Source organism: Rhodanobacteraceae bacterium, assembly GCA_024234055.1.
Taxonomy (GTDB): domain Bacteria; phylum Pseudomonadota; class Gammaproteobacteria; order Xanthomonadales; family SZUA-5; genus JADKFD01.
This window is the reverse complement of sequence record JACKOW010000001.1, coordinates 408,049-425,927: the sequence shown is the minus strand read 5'-3', so window position 1 is coordinate 425,927 and position 17,879 is coordinate 408,049. Positions and strand designations below refer to the sequence as shown.

At 66.6% G+C, this 17,879-nt stretch carries 12 protein-coding genes; 10 read left to right on the top strand and 2 right to left on the bottom strand.

The window, feature by feature from the left end; all coding sequences use genetic code 11:
- Positions 1-96: 96 nt before the first annotated feature.
- Both H7A19_01755 and H7A19_01750 read right to left on the bottom strand, forming a co-directional pair.
- Positions 97-1,368, bottom strand: coding sequence for a YadA-like family protein (locus H7A19_01755; GenBank protein ID MCP5473547.1), 1,272 nt, complete (start codon positions 1,366-1,368; stop codon positions 97-99).
- Positions 1,369-1,528: 160 nt separating this feature from the next.
- Positions 1,529-3,268: a YadA-like family protein gene (locus H7A19_01750; GenBank protein MCP5473546.1), complete on the bottom strand. Its 1,740-nt coding sequence runs from the start codon at positions 3,266-3,268 to the stop codon at positions 1,529-1,531.
- Positions 3,269-3,686: 418 nt separating this feature from the next.
- Here H7A19_01750 and dnaE point away from each other — a divergent pair, with 418 nt between their 5' ends.
- From dnaE to H7A19_01700, 10 genes are all read left to right on the top strand, one after another.
- Positions 3,687-7,214 (top strand): DNA polymerase III subunit alpha, encoded by a 3,528-nt coding sequence (gene dnaE / locus H7A19_01745; protein ID MCP5473545.1) that lies wholly within the window; start codon positions 3,687-3,689, stop codon positions 7,212-7,214.
- Positions 7,215-7,217: 3 nt separating this feature from the next.
- Complete coding sequence (locus H7A19_01740; GenBank protein MCP5473544.1) at positions 7,218-7,982, top strand: uroporphyrinogen-III synthase; 765 nt, start codon at positions 7,218-7,220, stop codon at positions 7,980-7,982.
- Between the two features lie 28 nt (positions 7,983-8,010).
- Positions 8,011-9,327 carry a uroporphyrinogen-III C-methyltransferase gene (locus H7A19_01735; GenBank protein MCP5473543.1) on the top strand — a complete coding sequence of 439 codons (1,317 nt, stop codon included), beginning with the start codon at positions 8,011-8,013 and terminating at the stop codon, positions 9,325-9,327.
- Between the two features lie 3 nt (positions 9,328-9,330).
- Positions 9,331-10,524, top strand: a complete 1,194-nt coding sequence (locus H7A19_01730) for a hypothetical protein (GenBank protein ID MCP5473542.1) — start codon at positions 9,331-9,333, stop codon at positions 10,522-10,524.
- 111 nt (positions 10,525-10,635) lie between these two features.
- Complete coding sequence (locus H7A19_01725) at positions 10,636-11,817, top strand: SAM-dependent methyltransferase (protein ID MCP5473541.1); 1,182 nt, start codon at positions 10,636-10,638, stop codon at positions 11,815-11,817.
- 855 nt (positions 11,818-12,672) lie between these two features.
- Complete coding sequence (gene vanZ / locus H7A19_01720; GenBank protein MCP5473540.1) at positions 12,673-13,056, top strand: VanZ family protein; 384 nt, start codon at positions 12,673-12,675, stop codon at positions 13,054-13,056.
- Positions 13,057-13,103: 47 nt separating this feature from the next.
- Positions 13,104-14,468 carry a leucyl aminopeptidase family protein gene (locus tag H7A19_01715; GenBank protein ID MCP5473539.1) on the top strand — a complete coding sequence of 455 codons (1,365 nt, stop codon included), beginning with the start codon at positions 13,104-13,106 and terminating at the stop codon, positions 14,466-14,468.
- Between the two features lie 72 nt (positions 14,469-14,540).
- Positions 14,541-15,698 carry a hypothetical protein gene (locus tag H7A19_01710; protein ID MCP5473538.1) on the top strand — a complete coding sequence of 386 codons (1,158 nt, stop codon included), beginning with the start codon at positions 14,541-14,543 and terminating at the stop codon, positions 15,696-15,698.
- A gap of 154 nt (positions 15,699-15,852) precedes the next feature.
- Complete coding sequence (locus tag H7A19_01705; GenBank protein ID MCP5473537.1) at positions 15,853-16,284, top strand: CBS domain-containing protein; 432 nt, start codon at positions 15,853-15,855, stop codon at positions 16,282-16,284.
- Positions 16,285-16,711: 427 nt separating this feature from the next.
- Positions 16,712-17,815, top strand: a complete 1,104-nt coding sequence (locus H7A19_01700) for a prephenate dehydrogenase/arogenate dehydrogenase family protein (GenBank protein MCP5473536.1) — start codon at positions 16,712-16,714, stop codon at positions 17,813-17,815.
- Positions 17,816-17,879: the final 64 nt, after the last annotated feature.

Sequence of the window (17,879 nt, the reverse complement as noted above, 5' to 3'; positions counted from 1 at the left end):
CGGAGGCTCGAAGGCAGAAAAAACGCCCGGACAAGTCCGGGCGCGGCGGATTCAGAAATGCCGTCCGCGAGCATTGCCTTGCAGACGGCCTTACGCCTACCAGCCGAAGCCAAAGCCGAGGCCGGCGCTGCTCTCGTCATTGGTGAAAGAACCGCCGAGCGTGAACGTGGCGCGCTCGCTGAGCTTGCGCTGGTAGCCCACGGCGAAGGCCGACTCGCCGCCGGAGAAGCCCACGCCTGCGGCAACCCGGTTGTCACTCGGGATCCCCGAGGCACTGGCCAGCATGGTCGACATCGCCGCATTCATGGCGCCGAACCTGTCGATGCGCTCATCCTGCTCGAAGAATCGCCGATCGACGTAGCCGCGCAGATCGGTGAGCCCGTCGGTGAATTGGCCGAAGTTCACCGCGTCGTTACGCTGAGTACCATTGGCGACATTGGTGATCTGACGCTGGTTGCTGGCTGACCCCACCGACACGGTGTTGGCGCGGTCGTTGGTCGATCCACCACCGAGCGCCACACTGTTGGCAGCGGATGCACTGGCATTGCTTCCCAAAGCCACGGCGTTGGCACTGCTGGCCACCGCGCCCTGGCCAACGGCGGTGGTAGCTTGTGCAGATGCAACGGCACCCTGGCCGTTGGCGGTGGAATTCGCCCCGCTGGCCCGAGCCCCCTGGCCCGCTGCCGTACTGTTCTCGCCACTCGCCACAGCCTGGGCGCCGAAGGCACTCGCGTTCAACCCGCTGGCGTCGGCTTCTTCGCCGATGGCCGTCGAGTCGTCGCCGGACGCCTCCGCACGCGTCCCCAGCGCCGAACTGCGCGTACCGGTTGCCTGCGCGGCAGTGCCAACCGCAGTGCTCTGGACCGCTGTTGCCGCGGCGAGTTGACCGACAGCCGTCGTCGATTCGGCGCTGGCGAGCGCCTGATTTCCAAGCGCAGTAGCTCCCTGTCTGGTGGCGCGCGCCTGGTAGCCGTTGGCCGTGCTGTTGGCGCCGCTGGCGATCGAATTGCCGCCGATGGCAGTCGACAAGTCACCGCTGGCCGCGGAACCGGTGCCGATGGCGGTGGAGCGCCGACCGGAAGCAGCGGACTGCGAGCCCACCGCAAGCCCACCCAGTCCGGACGCCTGCGCGTCGGTGCCTACCGCCACGGTGTCGGCATCCGTGGCACGGGACCTGGTCCCGAGCGCCAAGGAGCGGGTCCCGTCAGCCTGGGCATCAGTACCGCAGGCAAATGCATCGTCACCGGATGCCCTGGCGCCGGTGGACTGGCCCGAAACATCGCCGCAAGTTTGTCCCGCCTGGGCCAGATCGGTGCACAGCCCAAGCAATACGACAGCGACGGAAACAAAGCGAATGGAGTTGTTCATGGCGCGGCTCAGCGAGGTTGTGGAGTCAAAAGCATAAAACGAGCGCCACGCCCTGACCGCACAACAACCCTTGCATTTCCGCAAACGTGAAATCCCGGCCAAGACCGGGATTTCACCTGCCGCTCATCCTTCTGACCAGGCCGAACTTGCCTGGCGGATCTTACCAGCCGTAGCCAAAGCCCAGGCCGGCACTGCTCTCGTCATTGGTGAACGAGCCGCCGAGCGTGAACGTGGCGCGCTCGCTGAGCTTGCGCTGGTAGCCGACGGCGAAGGCCGACTCGCCGCCGGAGAAGCCCACGCCTGCGGCAATGCGATTGTCACTCTGGACGCCTGAGGCGCTCGCCAGCATGGTCGACATCGCCGCATTCATGGCGCCGAACTTGTCGATGCGTTGATCTGTTTCGTCAAAGCGGGTGTCCACATAGCCACGCAGATCGTCGAGGCCATCGGTCAGCTGCCCGAAGTTGGCGGCATCGGTGCGCGCCGTGCCGTTGGCGACGTTGGTGATCTGGCGCTGGTTGCTGGCCGAACCCACCGACACCGTGTTGGCACGGTCATTGGTGGAGCCATTGCCCAGGGCCACACTACCGCTGGCGGTCGCACTGGCGCCGGCGCCTAGCGCCACGCTGTCGGAACCGCTGGCGCTGGCAGCGCGACCGACAGCCGTGCTGTTGGCGCCACTGGCGATCGCCGAATTACCCATCGCTGTCGACAGCGAACCGGTGGCTTGGGCCTGCCAGCCGCTGGCCGTGCCGCCGCGACCGGAAGCCACCGCTTGCGTGCCACTGGCGGTCGAATGGAAGCCCGTCGCCTGCGCGCCCTGACCCACGGCCAGTGCGTCTTCGTCGGAAGCCACGGCGCCCTGACCCAGCGCAGTCGAGTTGATGCTGCTGGCCGCAGCGCCCTGACCGGTCGCGGTCGAGTTCGCGCCCGTGGCGCTGGCGGCGCGACCGGTGGCGGTGCTATTGGCGCCGCTGGCGACCGCAGCGTTGCCGGTGGCGGTCGACAGTTCGCCCGAGGCGATCGACTGCCAGCCGGTGGCAGTGGCACCGCGACCGGAAGCCGATGCCAGCGCGCCGGTGGCGGTGGAATGGAAGCCGCTGGAGACCGCGCCCTGACCGGTGGCCGTGGCGTCTTCACCAGAAGCAACGGCGCCCTGGCCGGTGGCCGTGGTGTTGACATTGGTGGCCTGCGCCGCGCGCCCGGTGGCCGTGCTGTTGGTGCCGCTGGCAACTGCGGCATTACCGGTCGCCGTCGACAGCTCGCCCGTCGCCTGTGCCTGCCAACCAGTCGCGGTGGCGCCGCGGCCGCTGGCGACCGACTGCGCACCCAGGGCGCTGGAATGGAAACCGCTGGCCACGGCGCCCTGACCCAGGGCAGTCGCGTCTTCACCGGTCGCGCGCGATCCCTGGCCTACGGCGGTGCTGTTGACGCCGGTGGCCTGCGCGTCCTGACCCACGGCCGTGCTGTTGTCGCCGGTGGCGCGAGAGGATCGGCCGTTGGCGGTGCTGTTGGCGCCGCTGGCGATGGCGTCGTTGCCGGTGGCCGTCGACAGATCACCGCTGGCAACCGCGCGCCAGCCCACGGCGGTAGCGCCGCGGCCGGAGGCCAGCGACTGCTGGCCGAGCGCCGAGGAATGGAAGCCCGAGGCCACGCTGTCGGCACCGAGGGCCACGGTTTCCTCATCACTGGCCCGGGCGCGGGTGCCCACGGCAGTGGAGCGCACACCCGATGCATTGGCATTGCTGCCACAGGCGAAAGCATCGACGCCGGAGGCGCTGGCACCGCCATCGTTGCCCGGACTTTGTTCGCAGGTCTGGCCAGCGAAGACCGGGCTTGCCGACAGGGCGAGCAACAAGGCTGCAACCAAGGGGACTTGGCGATTCGCAATCTGGTTCATGGAATTTTCCTCAACTGGGTCATGGGAACGTCCGTCTGGCCCCGGGGCCGAGGTTCCTGGACTGCGTCTGTGTATCCCCGGGTCCAACTACAACTGTTGGTTTAGGTTTTGGCCGCTCCGGTCAGATGCAAAGCCTGAGGCAAGAACGACATCAGCGAGTTGCTCAATGCAGTGACGTCGTCACGAAACCGATGGACCCACGACGACCAGAGGCCGGCTTTACCGTAGGCCGCATCTGTAAGAAGCGCAACTGGGAGAAACGCGATTTCACCTGAGCAGGGGACAGCCGCCGAGCGACTCCGGGGGCGTGGCCCGCCAAATACGCACCGCCAGTGCCATCGGGCCGTCGCCAAGGTTCGATCCCGCCCGGGCGCCCGGCTCACCTATACTGCAAGGCTCCCCAGCCACCCAGCAGCGGATGACCGCCCGATTCGTCCATCTGCGACTGCACAGCGAGTACTCGCTGACCGATTCGACCGTTCGCATCGACGAACTGGTCAAGGCCTGCGTCAAGCGCGGCATGCCGGCACTGGCGTTGACCGACGACAGCAATGTGTTCGCGCTGCTGAAGTTCTTCAAGAAGGCCGAGGCCGCCGGCCTGCAGCCCATCGCCGGCGCCGATGTCTGGGTTCAGGAAGACGAAGATCCGACCCGGCTGACGCTGCTGTGTGAAAACCGGGCCGGCTATCGCAATCTGTGCATTCTGCTCAGCCGCGCCTATGCCGAAGGCCGACAGCTGGATCGCCCGGTGATCCAGCGCGACTGGATCAGCGGCCACACCGAAGGCCTGGTGGCGCTGTCCGGCGGCATGAATGGCGACATCGGCCGCCTGCTGCTGGCCGGGCGCGCCGAGACGGCCGCGCTGCAGCTGCGCCGCTGGATGCGACTGTTCCCCGATGCCTACTACCTTGAGCTCTCGCGCTGCGGTCGCAGCCACGAGGAAGCACTGACCATCGCCACCGCCGAACTGGCCGCTGCGATCGGCTGTCCGGCCATCGCCAGCAACGACGTGCGTTTCATCGATCGCGAAGATTTCGACGCGCACGAGGCCCGCGTGGCCATCGCCAACGGCTACACCCTCAATGACTCGCGGCGGCCGCGCAACTACAGCGCCGAGCAATATCTGAAGTCACCGGCAGAGATGGCATTGCTGTTTGCCGACATGCCCGAAGCACTGGAAAACACGGTCGATCTGGCGCGTCGACTGACACTGAGTCTGAAGACCGGTACCTACTACCTGCCCGAGGTACCCACCCGCGAAGGCGAGACCGCCGGCGCCCGCCTGACCCGCGAGGCCCACGAAGGCCTGGCGCTTCGACTGGCCAAGCTGGAGACGGCCAAGGCTCTGGCCCGGCCGCGCCAGGACTATCTGGACCGGCTCGATCTGGAAGCCGGGGTCATCGACCAGATGGGCTTCCCGGGCTACTTCCTGATCGTCGCCGACTTCATCGGCTGGGCCAAGCGCCACGGGATTCCGGTGGGACCGGGACGCGGCTCCGGCGCCGGCTCGCTGGTCGCCTATGCGCTCGGCATCACCGATCTCGATCCGCTGCGTTATGACCTGCTGTTCGAGCGCTTTCTGAATCCCGAACGCGTGTCCATGCCCGATTTCGACATCGATTTCTGCATGGAACGGCGCGACGAGGTGATCCGCTACGTGCGCCAGCGCTACGGTGCCGACAAGGTCGCGCAGATCATCACCTACGGGTCGATGGCAGCAAAGGCCTGCGTGCGTGACTGCGGCCGAGTGCTCGGATTGCCCTATCCGGCCGTCGACGGCATTGCCAAGCTGATTCCGGCCCGACCGCTGGATCTGACGCTGGAGGACGCGCTCGGGCTGTCGGCGAAGTCGCAGAAGGAGCCCGACCGCATCTCCTCCGAGCTCAAGGCCCGATACGAGAACGAGGACGACGAAGCGCGCCCGGTGCTGGAACTGGCCCTCAGTTTGGAAGGCCTGTCGCGCAATGCCGGCAAGCACGCTGGCGGCGTGGTCATCGCACCCACGCCGCTGACCGATTTCACCGCGCTGTACGTGGAAGCCAAGGCTGACGCCGCGGTCGATCTGCCGGTCACCCAGTTCGACAAGGACGATGTCGAGGCCATCGGCCTGGTCAAGTTCGATTTTCTCGGCCTGCGCACGCTGACCATCATTCAATGGGCAGTGGCGGCCATCAATGAGCGGCGCGCCGCGGAAGGCAAGCCGGCACTGGACATTGATCTGCTGCCGCTGGACGACGCCCCCAGCTACCAGTTGTTCGCGCGCGGCGATACCGTGGCCGTGTTCCAGTTCGAATCGGCCGGCATGCAGCGCCTGCTCAAGGACGCCAAGCCCGATCGATTTGAAGACCTGATTGCGCTGGTCTCGCTCTACCGTCCCGGCCCGATGGAGCTGATCCCCAGTTTCTGCGCCCGCAAGCACGGTCGCGAGGAGATCGCCTATCCCGACCCGCGCGTCGAACCGATCCTGAAAGAGACCTACGGCATCATGGTCTATCAGGAGCAGGTCATGCAGATGGCGCAGATTGTCGGCGGCTATTCGCTCGGCGGCGCCGATCTGCTGCGTCGGGCCATGGGCAAGAAGAAGCCCGAAGAAATGGTCAAGCATCGCGGCATCTTCCGCGAGGGTGCAGCCAAGGATGGCGTCGATCAGGCCAAGGCCGATGCCATCTTCGATCTGATGGAAAAGTTCGCTGGCTACGGCTTCAACAAGTCACACGCCGCGGCCTACGCGCTGGTGGCCTACCAGACCGCCTACCTCAAGGCCCACTACCCGGCCGAATTCACCGCCGCCACCCTGTCCGCCGACATGGACAAGACCGAATCGGTGGTGGACTTCCTGGAGGATGCCCGCAACCGCGGCATCAGCGTGCTGCCGCCGTGCATCAATCATTCGATCTACGCCTTCCGCGCCACTGATGCGATGACGATTCGCTATGGCCTGGGCGCCATCAAGGGGGTCGGTGGCCCGGCCACCGAGGCCATCGTTCGCGAGCGCGAGCGCGGCGGCCCCTACCGTGATCTTTACGACTTCGCCCAGCGCGTCGATCTGTCGCGACTCAACAAGCGGGTGCTGGAAGCATTGGTTTCAGCCGGCGCCATGGACGTCTTCGGCGCCAATCGCGCCAGTCTGCTCGCCGCCCTGCCTGATGCGCTCAAAGCGGCCGATCAGCGCAGCCGCGACGGCGCCGCCGGCCAGGTCGATCTGTTCGGCATCGGCAGCCAGGTGGCGGCACCCCCGCCACCCATGCCCAAGCTCCCCGAGTTGGCGTTGATCGACAAGCTCAAGGCCGAGTACGCGGTGCTGGGCTGGTATCTCTCCGGCCATCCGGTCGATGCCCTGGCGCCGTGGTTGCGCGAGATCGTCAGCTGCTCGCTCGGCGAGGCCGCGGCCCGCGTGCCACAGGGACGTCGCCAACGTGGGCAGGAACTGAATCTGACCCTCGCCGGCCAGATCGGCCCGATCCGCAAGCGCGGCGACAACATCGCCTTTGCCCAGCTGCAGGACGCCAGCGGGCGCCTGGAAACCGCCTTCTTCACCGAAGCCTATGCCGAATTTGGCGGGCTGATCCAGGCCGGCGAGATCATCGTGGTCGAGGGCAGCGCCAGTTGGGACGAATTCAACGGCGGCCCGCAGCTGCGTGTGCGTCGCGCCTGGCCGCTGGTCGATGCCTGCCAACACCATGTGCGCGGGCTCAATCTGCGGGTGCGCAATCCGGCGGCGGACTTTGCCGCCGATCTCAAGCGCGTGCTCAGCGCCTGGAAGGGCGGCGGCACACCGGTGCGTCTGCGCTACCAGCGCGGTCCGGCCAGTGTAGAGCTGGAACTGGCGGACAGCTGGCGCGTGCGTGCCGATCCGGCGCTGCCGTCCATGCTGTTGCAGATCCCGGGCGTGGAACTGGCCGAGCTGGTGTTCGGCCGACGCCTGAATGAGAGCGCGGCGGCCTGAGCCGTGGGCAAGGCACTGATCCTGCTGACCCGGCCGCGTCGCGAGTCCCGACTGGCGACGAGGGAGTTGCACGCGGCCGGCTTTGAGGTGCTGCGGGCACCTCTGCAGTTCACCCGCGCGGCAGCACCCGCCAAGGCACTGGACGCCGATCTGGCCTGGGCCGGCGGTGCCGGCATCCAGATCTTCGTCAGCCGTGCTGCCGTGGCCGCGGCCTGCGCCCGTGCCGCTCCGGCAGTGCGCGCCGCCAGGCTGCGACTGGCGGTCGGATCGGCCACCGCCGCCGCACTGCGCGATCGTGGACACGCCTGCGAAGTGGCGCCCACCGGTGCGGAAGACAGCGAGGGCCTGCTCGGGCTGCCCTCATTGCAGTCGGTCCGCGGCGAGCGCATCGTGCTGTGGGCTGCCCCGGGAGGCCGCGACCAGCTGGCGACAACCCTGAGCGAACGCGGCGCTGATGTCCGGGTCATCTTCATTTATCGACGAATTCCGTTACGGCCGCCAGCGCGGGTGCTGCAGCAGTTGCAGCGCAGCCCGGAGCGCCTGGTGTTGACCGCCACCAGCGGCGCGCTGCTGGCGGAACTCGACCGGGTATTGATGAAGGCGGGACTATCCGAACTTCGGGCACGACCGCTGATCGTGGCCAGCCCACGCATTGCCGAGCTGGCGCGGCAACGCGGCTATCCCCAGGTTGAGGTCGCCGCGGGCGCCAGCAATCAGGCCTTGCTGGCCGCATTGGATCGCATGGCGAGCCGAGGCCTGACCCGCTAGAGTGCGCCCATGGTAACGATCCGCTACCATGGCTGAAAACGAATTCTTAACCATGGCCGATACTGTCGATTCATCCTCAGAAGCGGTGTCCCGATCGCCTGACGCCGCCAGCGCACAAGCGCCGCAGGCCGCGGCCCTCAGGAAGGGCTCGGGCGTCCGATGGCTGATCTTGTTGCTGCTGGTGCTGGCGGCACTGGGTTATGGCTGGTACCGGCTGGCACCGGGCTTTGGCACCCCCAGCGTGTCGCCGATACCCCTGAGCGAACCGGCACCAACCCTGTCGCCGGCGATGGCCAGCAATATCGCCGCCCTGCAGCGCAGTCTGGACGACGCTGCCAGCGTCAATCGGGCCTTGCGCCAGCAGGTACTGGGCCTCACCCAGCGGGTGGGTCTGCTGGAAGATGGGCTCGCCGCCACCGAGCGCGGCGCGGCGCCGGGCATGGATGCCGTGCGTCTGGCGGAAGCCGATTTCCTGCTGCGTCTGGGCGAGGAGCGCCTGCGCCTGTTCGGTGATGTCATGGGTGCCCGCACCAGTTTCGAACTGGCCGATGATCAGCTGTCGCAGGTCAGCGATCCTCGGGCCACCTCGGTACGCCAGACCCTGGCACTGGAGCGCGATGCCCTGGCGGCCATCGCCATCGCCGATGTCCCGGTGATACTCGGGCGCATTGATCGGCTGGCTGCGCAGACCAATTCCTGGCCGCTCAAGGGCCGTGACGCGCCGTCGCCCGCGACGGCTGCTGGCGAGAGCTCCGGTGGCTGGTGGAACCGGGCCTTGAGTGCGCTTGATCACTATTTCCGCGTGCGTCGCACCGATCCGGGCGAACGCGCAGGCGGCGGCCCACTGCTGCGCGAGCGTCTGCAGCTGGACTTCAGTCGCGCCCGTCTGCTGTTGCTGCGCGGCGAAGGCGAGGCCACGCGCAATGCCTTGGCCGCGGCTCGATCCGATCTGCAGGCTAACTTCGATCTGACCGATCAGGCAGTCGCCCAGGCGCTGGTCGTTCTTGGCGAGTTGCTGGCAGCCCCGCTGTCACCCAGTCTGCCGACGCTCGGCGAGTCTCGCCGCGAACTGGCTCGACTGCGCGGCGTCAATCTGCGCCCGGCGGCGGATCAGGCTCAGCCGGCCAGCAATGACGCTTCCGATGCCAGTTCGGACGTGCCGGCGGCCGCGGTGGACGAGTCAGCCATCCCGCCGCGGGCAGAAGCACCGGCCAGCTCGGGCGATGCCACGCTCGATTCGGATCTGGACGCAGGTGACGGTACTGCCACAGAAGTCGGAACCGAGTCAGGCTCCGGCGACGACGCCGTGCCTGACGACGCCGACGCCGGCATGCAGGACGCCTGAGCCGTGAGATGGATACTGCGTCTGGGCATCTTTCTGGCGCTGGCGCTGGTGGCGGCTGTCGCCGGCTTTTACCTGCGCCGCGATGCCGGCATGGTCTATCTGCGTTTCCACGGCTGGGAAGTGGAAACCACCGTGGTCTTTCTGGGTGTGGCGGTGCTTCTGCTGGGGCTGTTGGCACTCGCGCTCTACACGATGGTGGTGCGCTGGCCGCGGCGTTTTGGCTGGCGCCGGCGTGCCCGGGCCACGGCCCGACTGGATCAGGGACTGGTGCTGGCCTTTGAAGGCAAGCTGCACGATGCCCAGCGCTCCTTGCTGGCCGCCAGTACCGAGCCGCTGCAACGGCTGAGTGCCCTGCTGAGTGCCGCCGAAGTCGCCCATCGACGCGGCGAGACCGGCCTGGTTGACGACATCCTGCGCAATGCCTCGGAACTGGAGCGCGGGCGCCAGATTGCGCCGCTGCTGGCCGACGCCTGGCGTGCCGAGCGCGGCGACGAATCCGCTTTCGAGGCGGTGGTCAGCCGCGCCGCCCAGTCCGATGCGCCGCCGCTGGTGCTGCGCACGCTGGTCGAAGGACTGCTGGCCCGCGGCCGCGCCGAGGAGGCCTTGGCGCCGCTGCAGCGGCTGGCCGAGGCGCGCCAGATCGGCGATCGCGAATTTGCCTTGCTGGAGCGTCGGGTACTGGCGCAGGCTCTGGAGCGCGCACCTGATCGCGAGGCGCTCGATGCCCTGTGGCAACGCTTCGGCAAGCAGGAGCGGCGCGACCGCACGGTGCTGGCCGCGTTGATCCAGGCCGAATCCCGTCTGGGCAGCCGCGATCTGGCGGCGGTGGCGATCGAGGCAGCGCTGACCAAGGAATGGTCGGAGGAACTGGCCGAGTTGTACGCCCAGGCCCCGGTCGAACAAGCCTCGCCGCGGATCAAGCGTGCCGAGAAGATGCTGGCGAAATACGCGCAGAGCCCCGGGCTGTTGCTGGCGCTGGCTCGCTGGTGCCGGATCGAGCAGATCTTCGGCAAGGCCCAGGAGTACCTGCGGCTGTCGCTGAGCCTGAAACCCAGGCCCATTGCCCTGATCGAAGCTGCGCGCCTGGCCGAGGCTCGCTCCGAACCCGATCGCGCCCTGCTGGCCTGGCGACTGGCTGCCGAGAGCGCCCAGGGGATCGAGACCGGCAGCGCCGAACTCCAGCAACTGACCCGCTGATCGCGCGTCTCATGCTTGCCACGGGGGATCAAGGCGAGCCGCCGTCGCGTGTCGCGCAGCCCTGCGCGGCGCCGTATCCTCCGGGGCCGAACCCCCGGAACGACCGATTCCATGCACAGCCTGGACCTGCCCGAGCCTGATGCCGACGCCAAGGCGGTGTCGGCGCAGCTGTGCGCGCTTATCGCTGACGAGATCGAGCACCTCGGCCCCATGCCCTTCCAGCGCTACATGGAACTGGCTCTGTACGCGCCGGGGCTGGGCTATTACGCCGCCGGTGCCCACAAATTCGGTGCCGCCGGTGACTTCGTCACCGCGCCCGAACTCGGTGGCGTCATGGCCGAGGTCATCGCCGAGACGCTGGCGCCGCTGCTGCGCACCCAGGCCCAGCCCACGATCCTGGAGCTGGGCGCCGGCAGTGGCGCGCTGGCCGCCGATCTGCTCGGTGCTCTGTCACGTCGGCGTGCCCTGCCCGATCGCTATCTGATCCTGGAACGCAGCGCCGATCTGCGGCAGCGCCAGCAACAGCGTCTGGCCGAGCAGACGCCGGGCGTCGTGGACCGGGTCAGCTGGCTCGACTGCCCGCCGGAATCCGCCTTCGACGGCGCCATCATCGGCAACGAAGTCGTCGACGCGCTGGCCTGCGCCCGCTTCGAAGTCGGCGCGGATGGCCTGCGCGAAGTCTGCGTGCAGCTCAAGGACGGCCGTTTCCAGGATTGCCTGGCAGCACCGCCGGCCAGCCTCGCCGTTGCTTTCGAACACTTGCAGCGCGAGCTGGATGCGCCGCTGGCCATCGGCTACCAGAGCGAACTGGTGCCGGAACTGAGCCCCTGGCTGGCCAGCGTCAGCGCCTGCCTGCGCAGCGGCCTGGTGCTGCTGGCCGACTACGGCTACGGTCGCCGCGAGTACTACCATCCCCAGCGCAGCCGCGGCACCTTGATCTGCCACTACCGCCAGCGCGTGCACGATGATCCCTATTGGTATCCGGGCCTCAACGACATCACCGCCTCGGTCGATTTCACCGCATTGGCAGAAGCCGGTCACGGCGCCGGATTGGCGCTGCTGGGCTATGACAACCAGTCCGGCTTCCTGATCGGTGCCGGCATCGAGCAGATCTACGCCCATCTGGCCGAACTGGACGACCGCCAACGGCTGCGCCTGGCAGGCGAAATCAAGCGCCTGATGCTGCCCGGCGAGATGGGCGAACGCTTCAAGCTGATGCTGCTGGGGCGAGGGCTTGACCCGGCGCTGTTGCCTGAGGGACTGCGCGGCATGGGTCAGCGGCAGATGCTCTAGGAGCGGGAAAAGGGAAAGGGGAAAGGGGAAAGGGGAAAAGGAAAAAGGAAAAAGGAAAAGCACGGGGCCGAGGCCGTATCGGCGTCGTTGCGAGCCAGCTGTCTCGGCCCGACACTGCGCACCGGCCATGAACCACAAACTCGCCTGTAGGAGCGACCTCGCGTCGCGACCGCCAAGCCGCACTTCCGAAGCAGCGGTCGCGCCGCAAGGGCGCTCAAATGAACAAATCAAATCAACAATTTGCGATATGGGTTCATGGAAAGCCACCTGTATCGGCCCGACACTGCGCACGGGCCATGAACCCTGGCAGGTACGAAGCGGCCTTGAGGAGGGACGCGCGCCTGCGCGGCCGCTCTTGATCTCCGCTCAGCGCAAAGCGGCGCCGCAGCGCGGCGCCCTCCACAACAGCGACCCGATACCCCCGGTGCCCGGCGCTGGAATGCGGTTCATGGAGATCGTAGCGAAGCAATCCAGGGGCGTGCCGCGATACCCTGGATTGCTTCGTCTCTGTGCTCCTCGCAATGACGCATCAACGACCTACGATATGGGTTCACGGAGAGCCACCTGTTTCGGCCCGAAACAGCCTGCTCGCAATGACGAACATGACCAGCCTGCCTGCGGCTCTGACTGAATGGCCGGATCGCCGTTTGCAGTCGGCGCCTTTGCCGGCATCGCACGACCACTCTGGTCTCGCCAATGCCACCACAGAGCCACCAAAGCGCTGCCACCAACACCTCCTGACCCGGTATAGAGCAAGAATCAAGAGCGCCGAGTGCAAACGGCAATGCCGAGCCTGGCTGCCGGCTGCCGGCTCTCCCCTTTTCCTTTTTCCTTTTTCCTTTTTCCAGAATGAAAATGCGCACACTCTGGTGGTCCCTGGGATTCTTGCTGATCGCCCTGATCACAGCCTTGTCGCTGCTGCCCATCCGTGGCCCGGATCTGGACATCCCCAGCGGCGACAAGCTCAATCATGCGCTGGCCTACATCGTACTCACCCTGTACTTCGGGCAACTGGCGGGCACGGCAGTGCGTCGCAGGCTGCTGGTGATCGCTGCATTGATCGCCTATGGCGTCACCATCGAGTTGCTGCAATCGATGCTGCCGCCCCGCACCGCCGAACTGGCGGATCTGGGCGCCAACCTCGTCGGCATGGCCATCGGCTGGGGCTTGCTGGGCAGCCCTCTGGGGCGAGTTCTGATCCGAATCGAATCACGGCTGACTCGTGGATCCAGCCTGTAGAATCCGCGCTACGCCAATACTGGAGTCCGCCTTTGTCCACCGATCCGATCCTGCTTGCCGATGCGCCACAGGCCACGCCTCTGACAGTGGTGTTCGAAGCCGACTTCTCAGCCTGGTTCGCAGCGCAGGACAGCGCGACGCAAGCTCAGCTGACGGCGCAGCGCTTCGAAGGCAAGCGCTACACCCAGGCCCTGTGTTTCGACGCGGCCGGCAAGGTCGTGCGCGCCGTTGTCGGTGCCCGTGCGCAGGAGGACATCTGGACCCTGGGCAATGCCGCACTGAGTCTGCCACCTCAGGCCTATGCGCTCGATCCCGAACTGCCCGCGGGCACCCGGCTGCGTCTGGCGCTCGGCTTCGCCCTCGGTGCCTATCAGTTCCTGCGCTACCGGCCGCGAGCCGCGCGTGCGCCCGCCCAGCTGCTGGTTCAGAACGACGACGCCCGCGTCGAACTGGAACGGATTGCGGCTGCAGCGCACGGCGCCCGCGATCTGGTCAACACGCCGACCGAGGATCTGGGCCCGGAGCAGATGCAGCAGTACGTCGCCGAGCTGTCCAGCCGCCACCAGGCCGATTTCCGGGCAGTCGTCGGCGAACAACTGCTGGTCGAGAATTTTCCGGCGATCCACGCCGTTGGCCGCGCCAGTCACCGTGCGCCGCGTCTGATCGAGCTGCTCTGGGGTGACCCGAAGGCACCGCGCATCGCCATTGTCGGCAAGGGCGTGTGTTTCGACACCGGCGGGCTGGACCTCAAGTCGGCCGATGGCATGGCCGCCATGAAAAAGGACATGGGCGGGGCCGCCGTGGCCATTCAATTGGCGCAGTTGATCATGCAGGCGCGCCTGCCAGTCTGCCTGCAACTGCTGGTCGGCGCGGTCGAGAACGCGGTGGGACCGGATGCCTACCGACCCGGCGAAGTCATCGCCACCCGCGCCGGTCTGTCGGTGGAGATCGGCAATACCGACGCCGAAGGCCGGGTCGTGCTCTGTGACGCGCTGACCTATGCCGGCGAAAGCCAGCCCGAGCTGATCCTGGATTTCGCCACGCTGACCGGTGCTGCCCGCATCGCGCTGGGCCCGGATCTGCCGGCGCTGTTCGCCAACCGCGACGAGCTGTCGCTGGATCTGATCGCCGCTGGCCGCGAGGTCGGCGATCCGCTCTGGGCCATGCCGCTGTGGGAGGACTATTACAGCCTGATCGACAGCAAGATTGCCGACATGAACAATTCCGGCAGCTCGCGCATGGGCGGGGCCATCACAGCGGCGCTTTACTTGAAGCGCTTTGTGCCCGACAGCATCCCCTGGGCACACCTCGATACCTACTGCTGGAGCGAAGGCAAGCCCGGCCGACCTGCGGGCGGAGATTGCCAGGGCCTGCGCGCGGCCTTTGCCTATCTGCAGCAGCGTTACGGCTGACCATCCGCGGATTTACGTTCAGTAGCATTTGCATCTGGCGCGCCCTATGCTCACGCCCCGACTGAGCAGAGGGTGAGCACGATGCGAGCAGGCGTGATTCTGGGATTGGTTCTGCTGGCTGGCCTTGGCGGATACGCGGTGTCGCGACTGCAGGGCCCGCCAGCTGCGGCAAAGATCGACGCTGGACAGAGTACAGCAGGAACTCCGGAAACCCCGGCCACGGCTGGAACGGGCACCCGGAGCACGGACGACAAGCCGACCACCGAAGCCGGCGCCCGCGCGTCCTTTGTGGCGGACGTCCCGAATACCGCGACCATGAGCGCGACGCCCACCCTGCCGCCCGAATCGCTACCGCTGACGCAGAGCGCGGCACAGCTGACCGAACTGATGCGCAGCGGTTCGCGCGAGGCGACCCTGCGTCTGCTGCGGCAGACAGAACAGTGCGACTTGTATCGCAAGGGGCGACAAGGCCTGGACATGGCGCTGGGGTTGAGTGAGGCCGCACAGAACCCCGAGGCCCAGGAAGGTTCGGTCGCCATCCTCTTCAACAACAAGGATGGTGAGAAATCGCAGCTCGAAAAAATGACGGAAGGCGCCGCCGAGCTGATGGCCAAGCACGAGCTACAGTGTGCGGGCTTCACCGATCCGGATGACCAACTGCGCTTCGAAGCGCAATGGCGCGCTGCGCTGATGGGCGAGCTGGAGGGCCTGATCCTGTTCTCGGTCAGCCCTGCGATCAAGCTTGAGCGGGCCATCGAACAGGGCGACCGTATCGAACGCTATCGTGAACGCGCCCTGTCCTTCCTCACCCAGGCCATGGCACTGCACAGCGCCCAGGCCGTGGCCCAGCTGATGGAAGCCTTCGACCCCGAGTGGATTCCGCCGCCGCTGCGCCCCCAGGAAGGAAAATCCATTCCGCCCGGCATGCGGGCGATGCTCGCCGACGGGTTTCCCCCGCCACCGCTGCGCCAGCTGGCCGGCAATGATGCCCAAGCCGCCTACCGCTACGCCCAGCTGTGCGAACGCGTCTGCCCGGACCTGCAACGCAGCGCAGCCACTGCCCTGATCGAGCGCCTGCGCGGCAGCCTTGATGGCGCCGAACGCGAACGCGCCGAGAGTGAGGCCCAGCGTCTGCGCGAGCAGTACTTCCCGGACGCGCATCGAGCCGATTGGGTGGAGATTGCGGGCGAATCCGGAAATCCGAGCTCATCCGCACCCGGGACGCCATAGTCACGGCCTGCCGGATCCGGCGGAGCAAACCCGCCGAGCTGCCCGCAGCCGCACGCGGGCGATGACATCGATGCTCGGCCGCGCCAAATCGTTTGCACCTTTGCCCGCAACGTGAAAATAATGGAGGCACCGAAGCGCGCGAAGGAGGCATCCGATGACACCGGTCAGCCAGCTGCTTGCCGAAAAGGGCTCGGATATCTACAGCCTGAAGCCTTCGGACCCGGTGATCGACGGCATCCGCCTGATGGCGGAAAAGAGCGTCGGCGCCTTGTTGGTCATGGAGGGCGAGCAGCTGCTCGGCATCCTCAGCGAGCGTGACTACGCACGAAAGGTCATCCTGCTGGGGCGCTCATCCAAGGACACCCCAGTCTCGGCCATCATGACCCCGACGCCGCTGGTCACGGTCAAACCCTCCAACAATGTGCGCGAATGCATGCGCCTGATGCACAGTCGGCGCATCCGCCACCTGCCCGTCGTTGAAGGCGACAAGGTCATGGGCGTGCTGTCCATCGGCGATATCGTCCGCGCCATCATCCAGGAGCAGGACGCCGAGATTCAGCAGCTGACGCAGTACATCGCCGGTTAGGGCTGGAAAAAGGGAAAGGGAGAAAGGAAAGGGAAGAGCAGACCGGCGCCTGATTGCGATCGACCGCCGGGATCGCCGAGATGCACTCGGCGCTTGCTGGGATCGCCGAGTTGCACTCGGCGCCTTTGAGCCTGCTCCGATATCCCTTTCGAATCGAGATTTTCACAGGTCCAAGCAAGTCTGGACCTGCGAAAGCAGCTCGCGTCGCGTTCATCGCCTGTGCGCCGTGTCATCAGGCCTCCGTATGAGGCCAAAGCGCCGAGTACAACTCGGCGATCCCAGCGCGCTTTGCCATCTTCCCGCTCTGGGTTGATTGCACACGGCACCACCTTCACTCTAACCTCGCGCTAGCGCTAGCTCTTCCTTTTCCCTTTTCCCTTTTCCCTTTTCCCTTTTCCCTTTTCCCTTTTCCCTTTCCCTACCCCCCATGCGCCCCCTCTCCGAACTCCGTGCTGAACTCGACAGCGTCGATGCCGACCTGATTGCCGCGATCGCCAAACGCCAGGCACTGGTGGCCGAGATCGGGCGCTGGAAACATGCTCAGGGCAAGCAGCTGCGCGATTTCCAGCGCGAGCGCGAAGTGCTGGCACACGTGCGTGGTCGGGCGCAGAAGGTCGGCCTCGATCCAGATATCGCCGAGCAGGTGCTGAAACTGCTGATCGAATCCTCACTGACCACGCAGGAGCAGGATCGCGTGCGCCTGGCCGGGCAAGGCGGCGGACGCCGGGCACTGATCATTGGCGGCAATGGCCGCATGGGTCGCTGGTTTGTGCGTTTTCTGGCGGCGCAGGGTTTCGATGTCGAAGTCGCCGATCCCAGTGGTGCACCCGTGGGTGCGCTGTCGCGGCCGGACTGGAAGGACGGTGCGCTGGATCACGACCTCATCGTGGTCGCCGCGCCTTTGCGCCGCAGCAACGAGGTACTGCTGGGTCTGGCCGAGCGCAAGCCCGCAGGCCTCATCTTCGACATCGGCTCGCTGAAGACGCCGCTGACCGAAGGCCTGAAAGCCTGCGCCGCTGCCGGACTGCGGGTGTGCTCGGTGCATCCGATGTTCGGTCCGGACACCGAGTTGCTGTCGGATCGCCACGTCATCTTCATGCCGGTCGGCGCGCCCGAAGTGGTCAAGGACGCGCGCGCGCTGTTTACCGAAACCATGGCCCAGGCGGTGGAGATGCCCCTGGCCGATCACGATCATCTGATCGCCTACGTACTCGGCCTGAGCCATGCACTGAACATCGCCTTCTTCAGCGCGTTGGCCAATTCGGGCGAAGCCGCGCCGAAACTGGCGCAGATGTCGAGTACGACCTTCGACAATCAGCTGAAGATAGCCATGGGTGTGGCCAACGAGAATCCCCGCCTGTACTACGAGATCCAGAGCCTGAACGCGCATCGCGGCGAGGCCCTGGGCGCGCTCAAGCGCTCGGTGGAGGAACTCACGCGCTGCATCGAGGAAGGCGACGAGATCGGCTTCGTGGCCCTGATGGAACGCGGTCGCGGCTATCTGAGTGCGCGCGGCAAGGCGGGCCGCTAAAGCCGCGCAGTCCGGACACCCCTGTGGGAGCGGCTTCAGCCGCGATCAGGCTCTACGGCACACC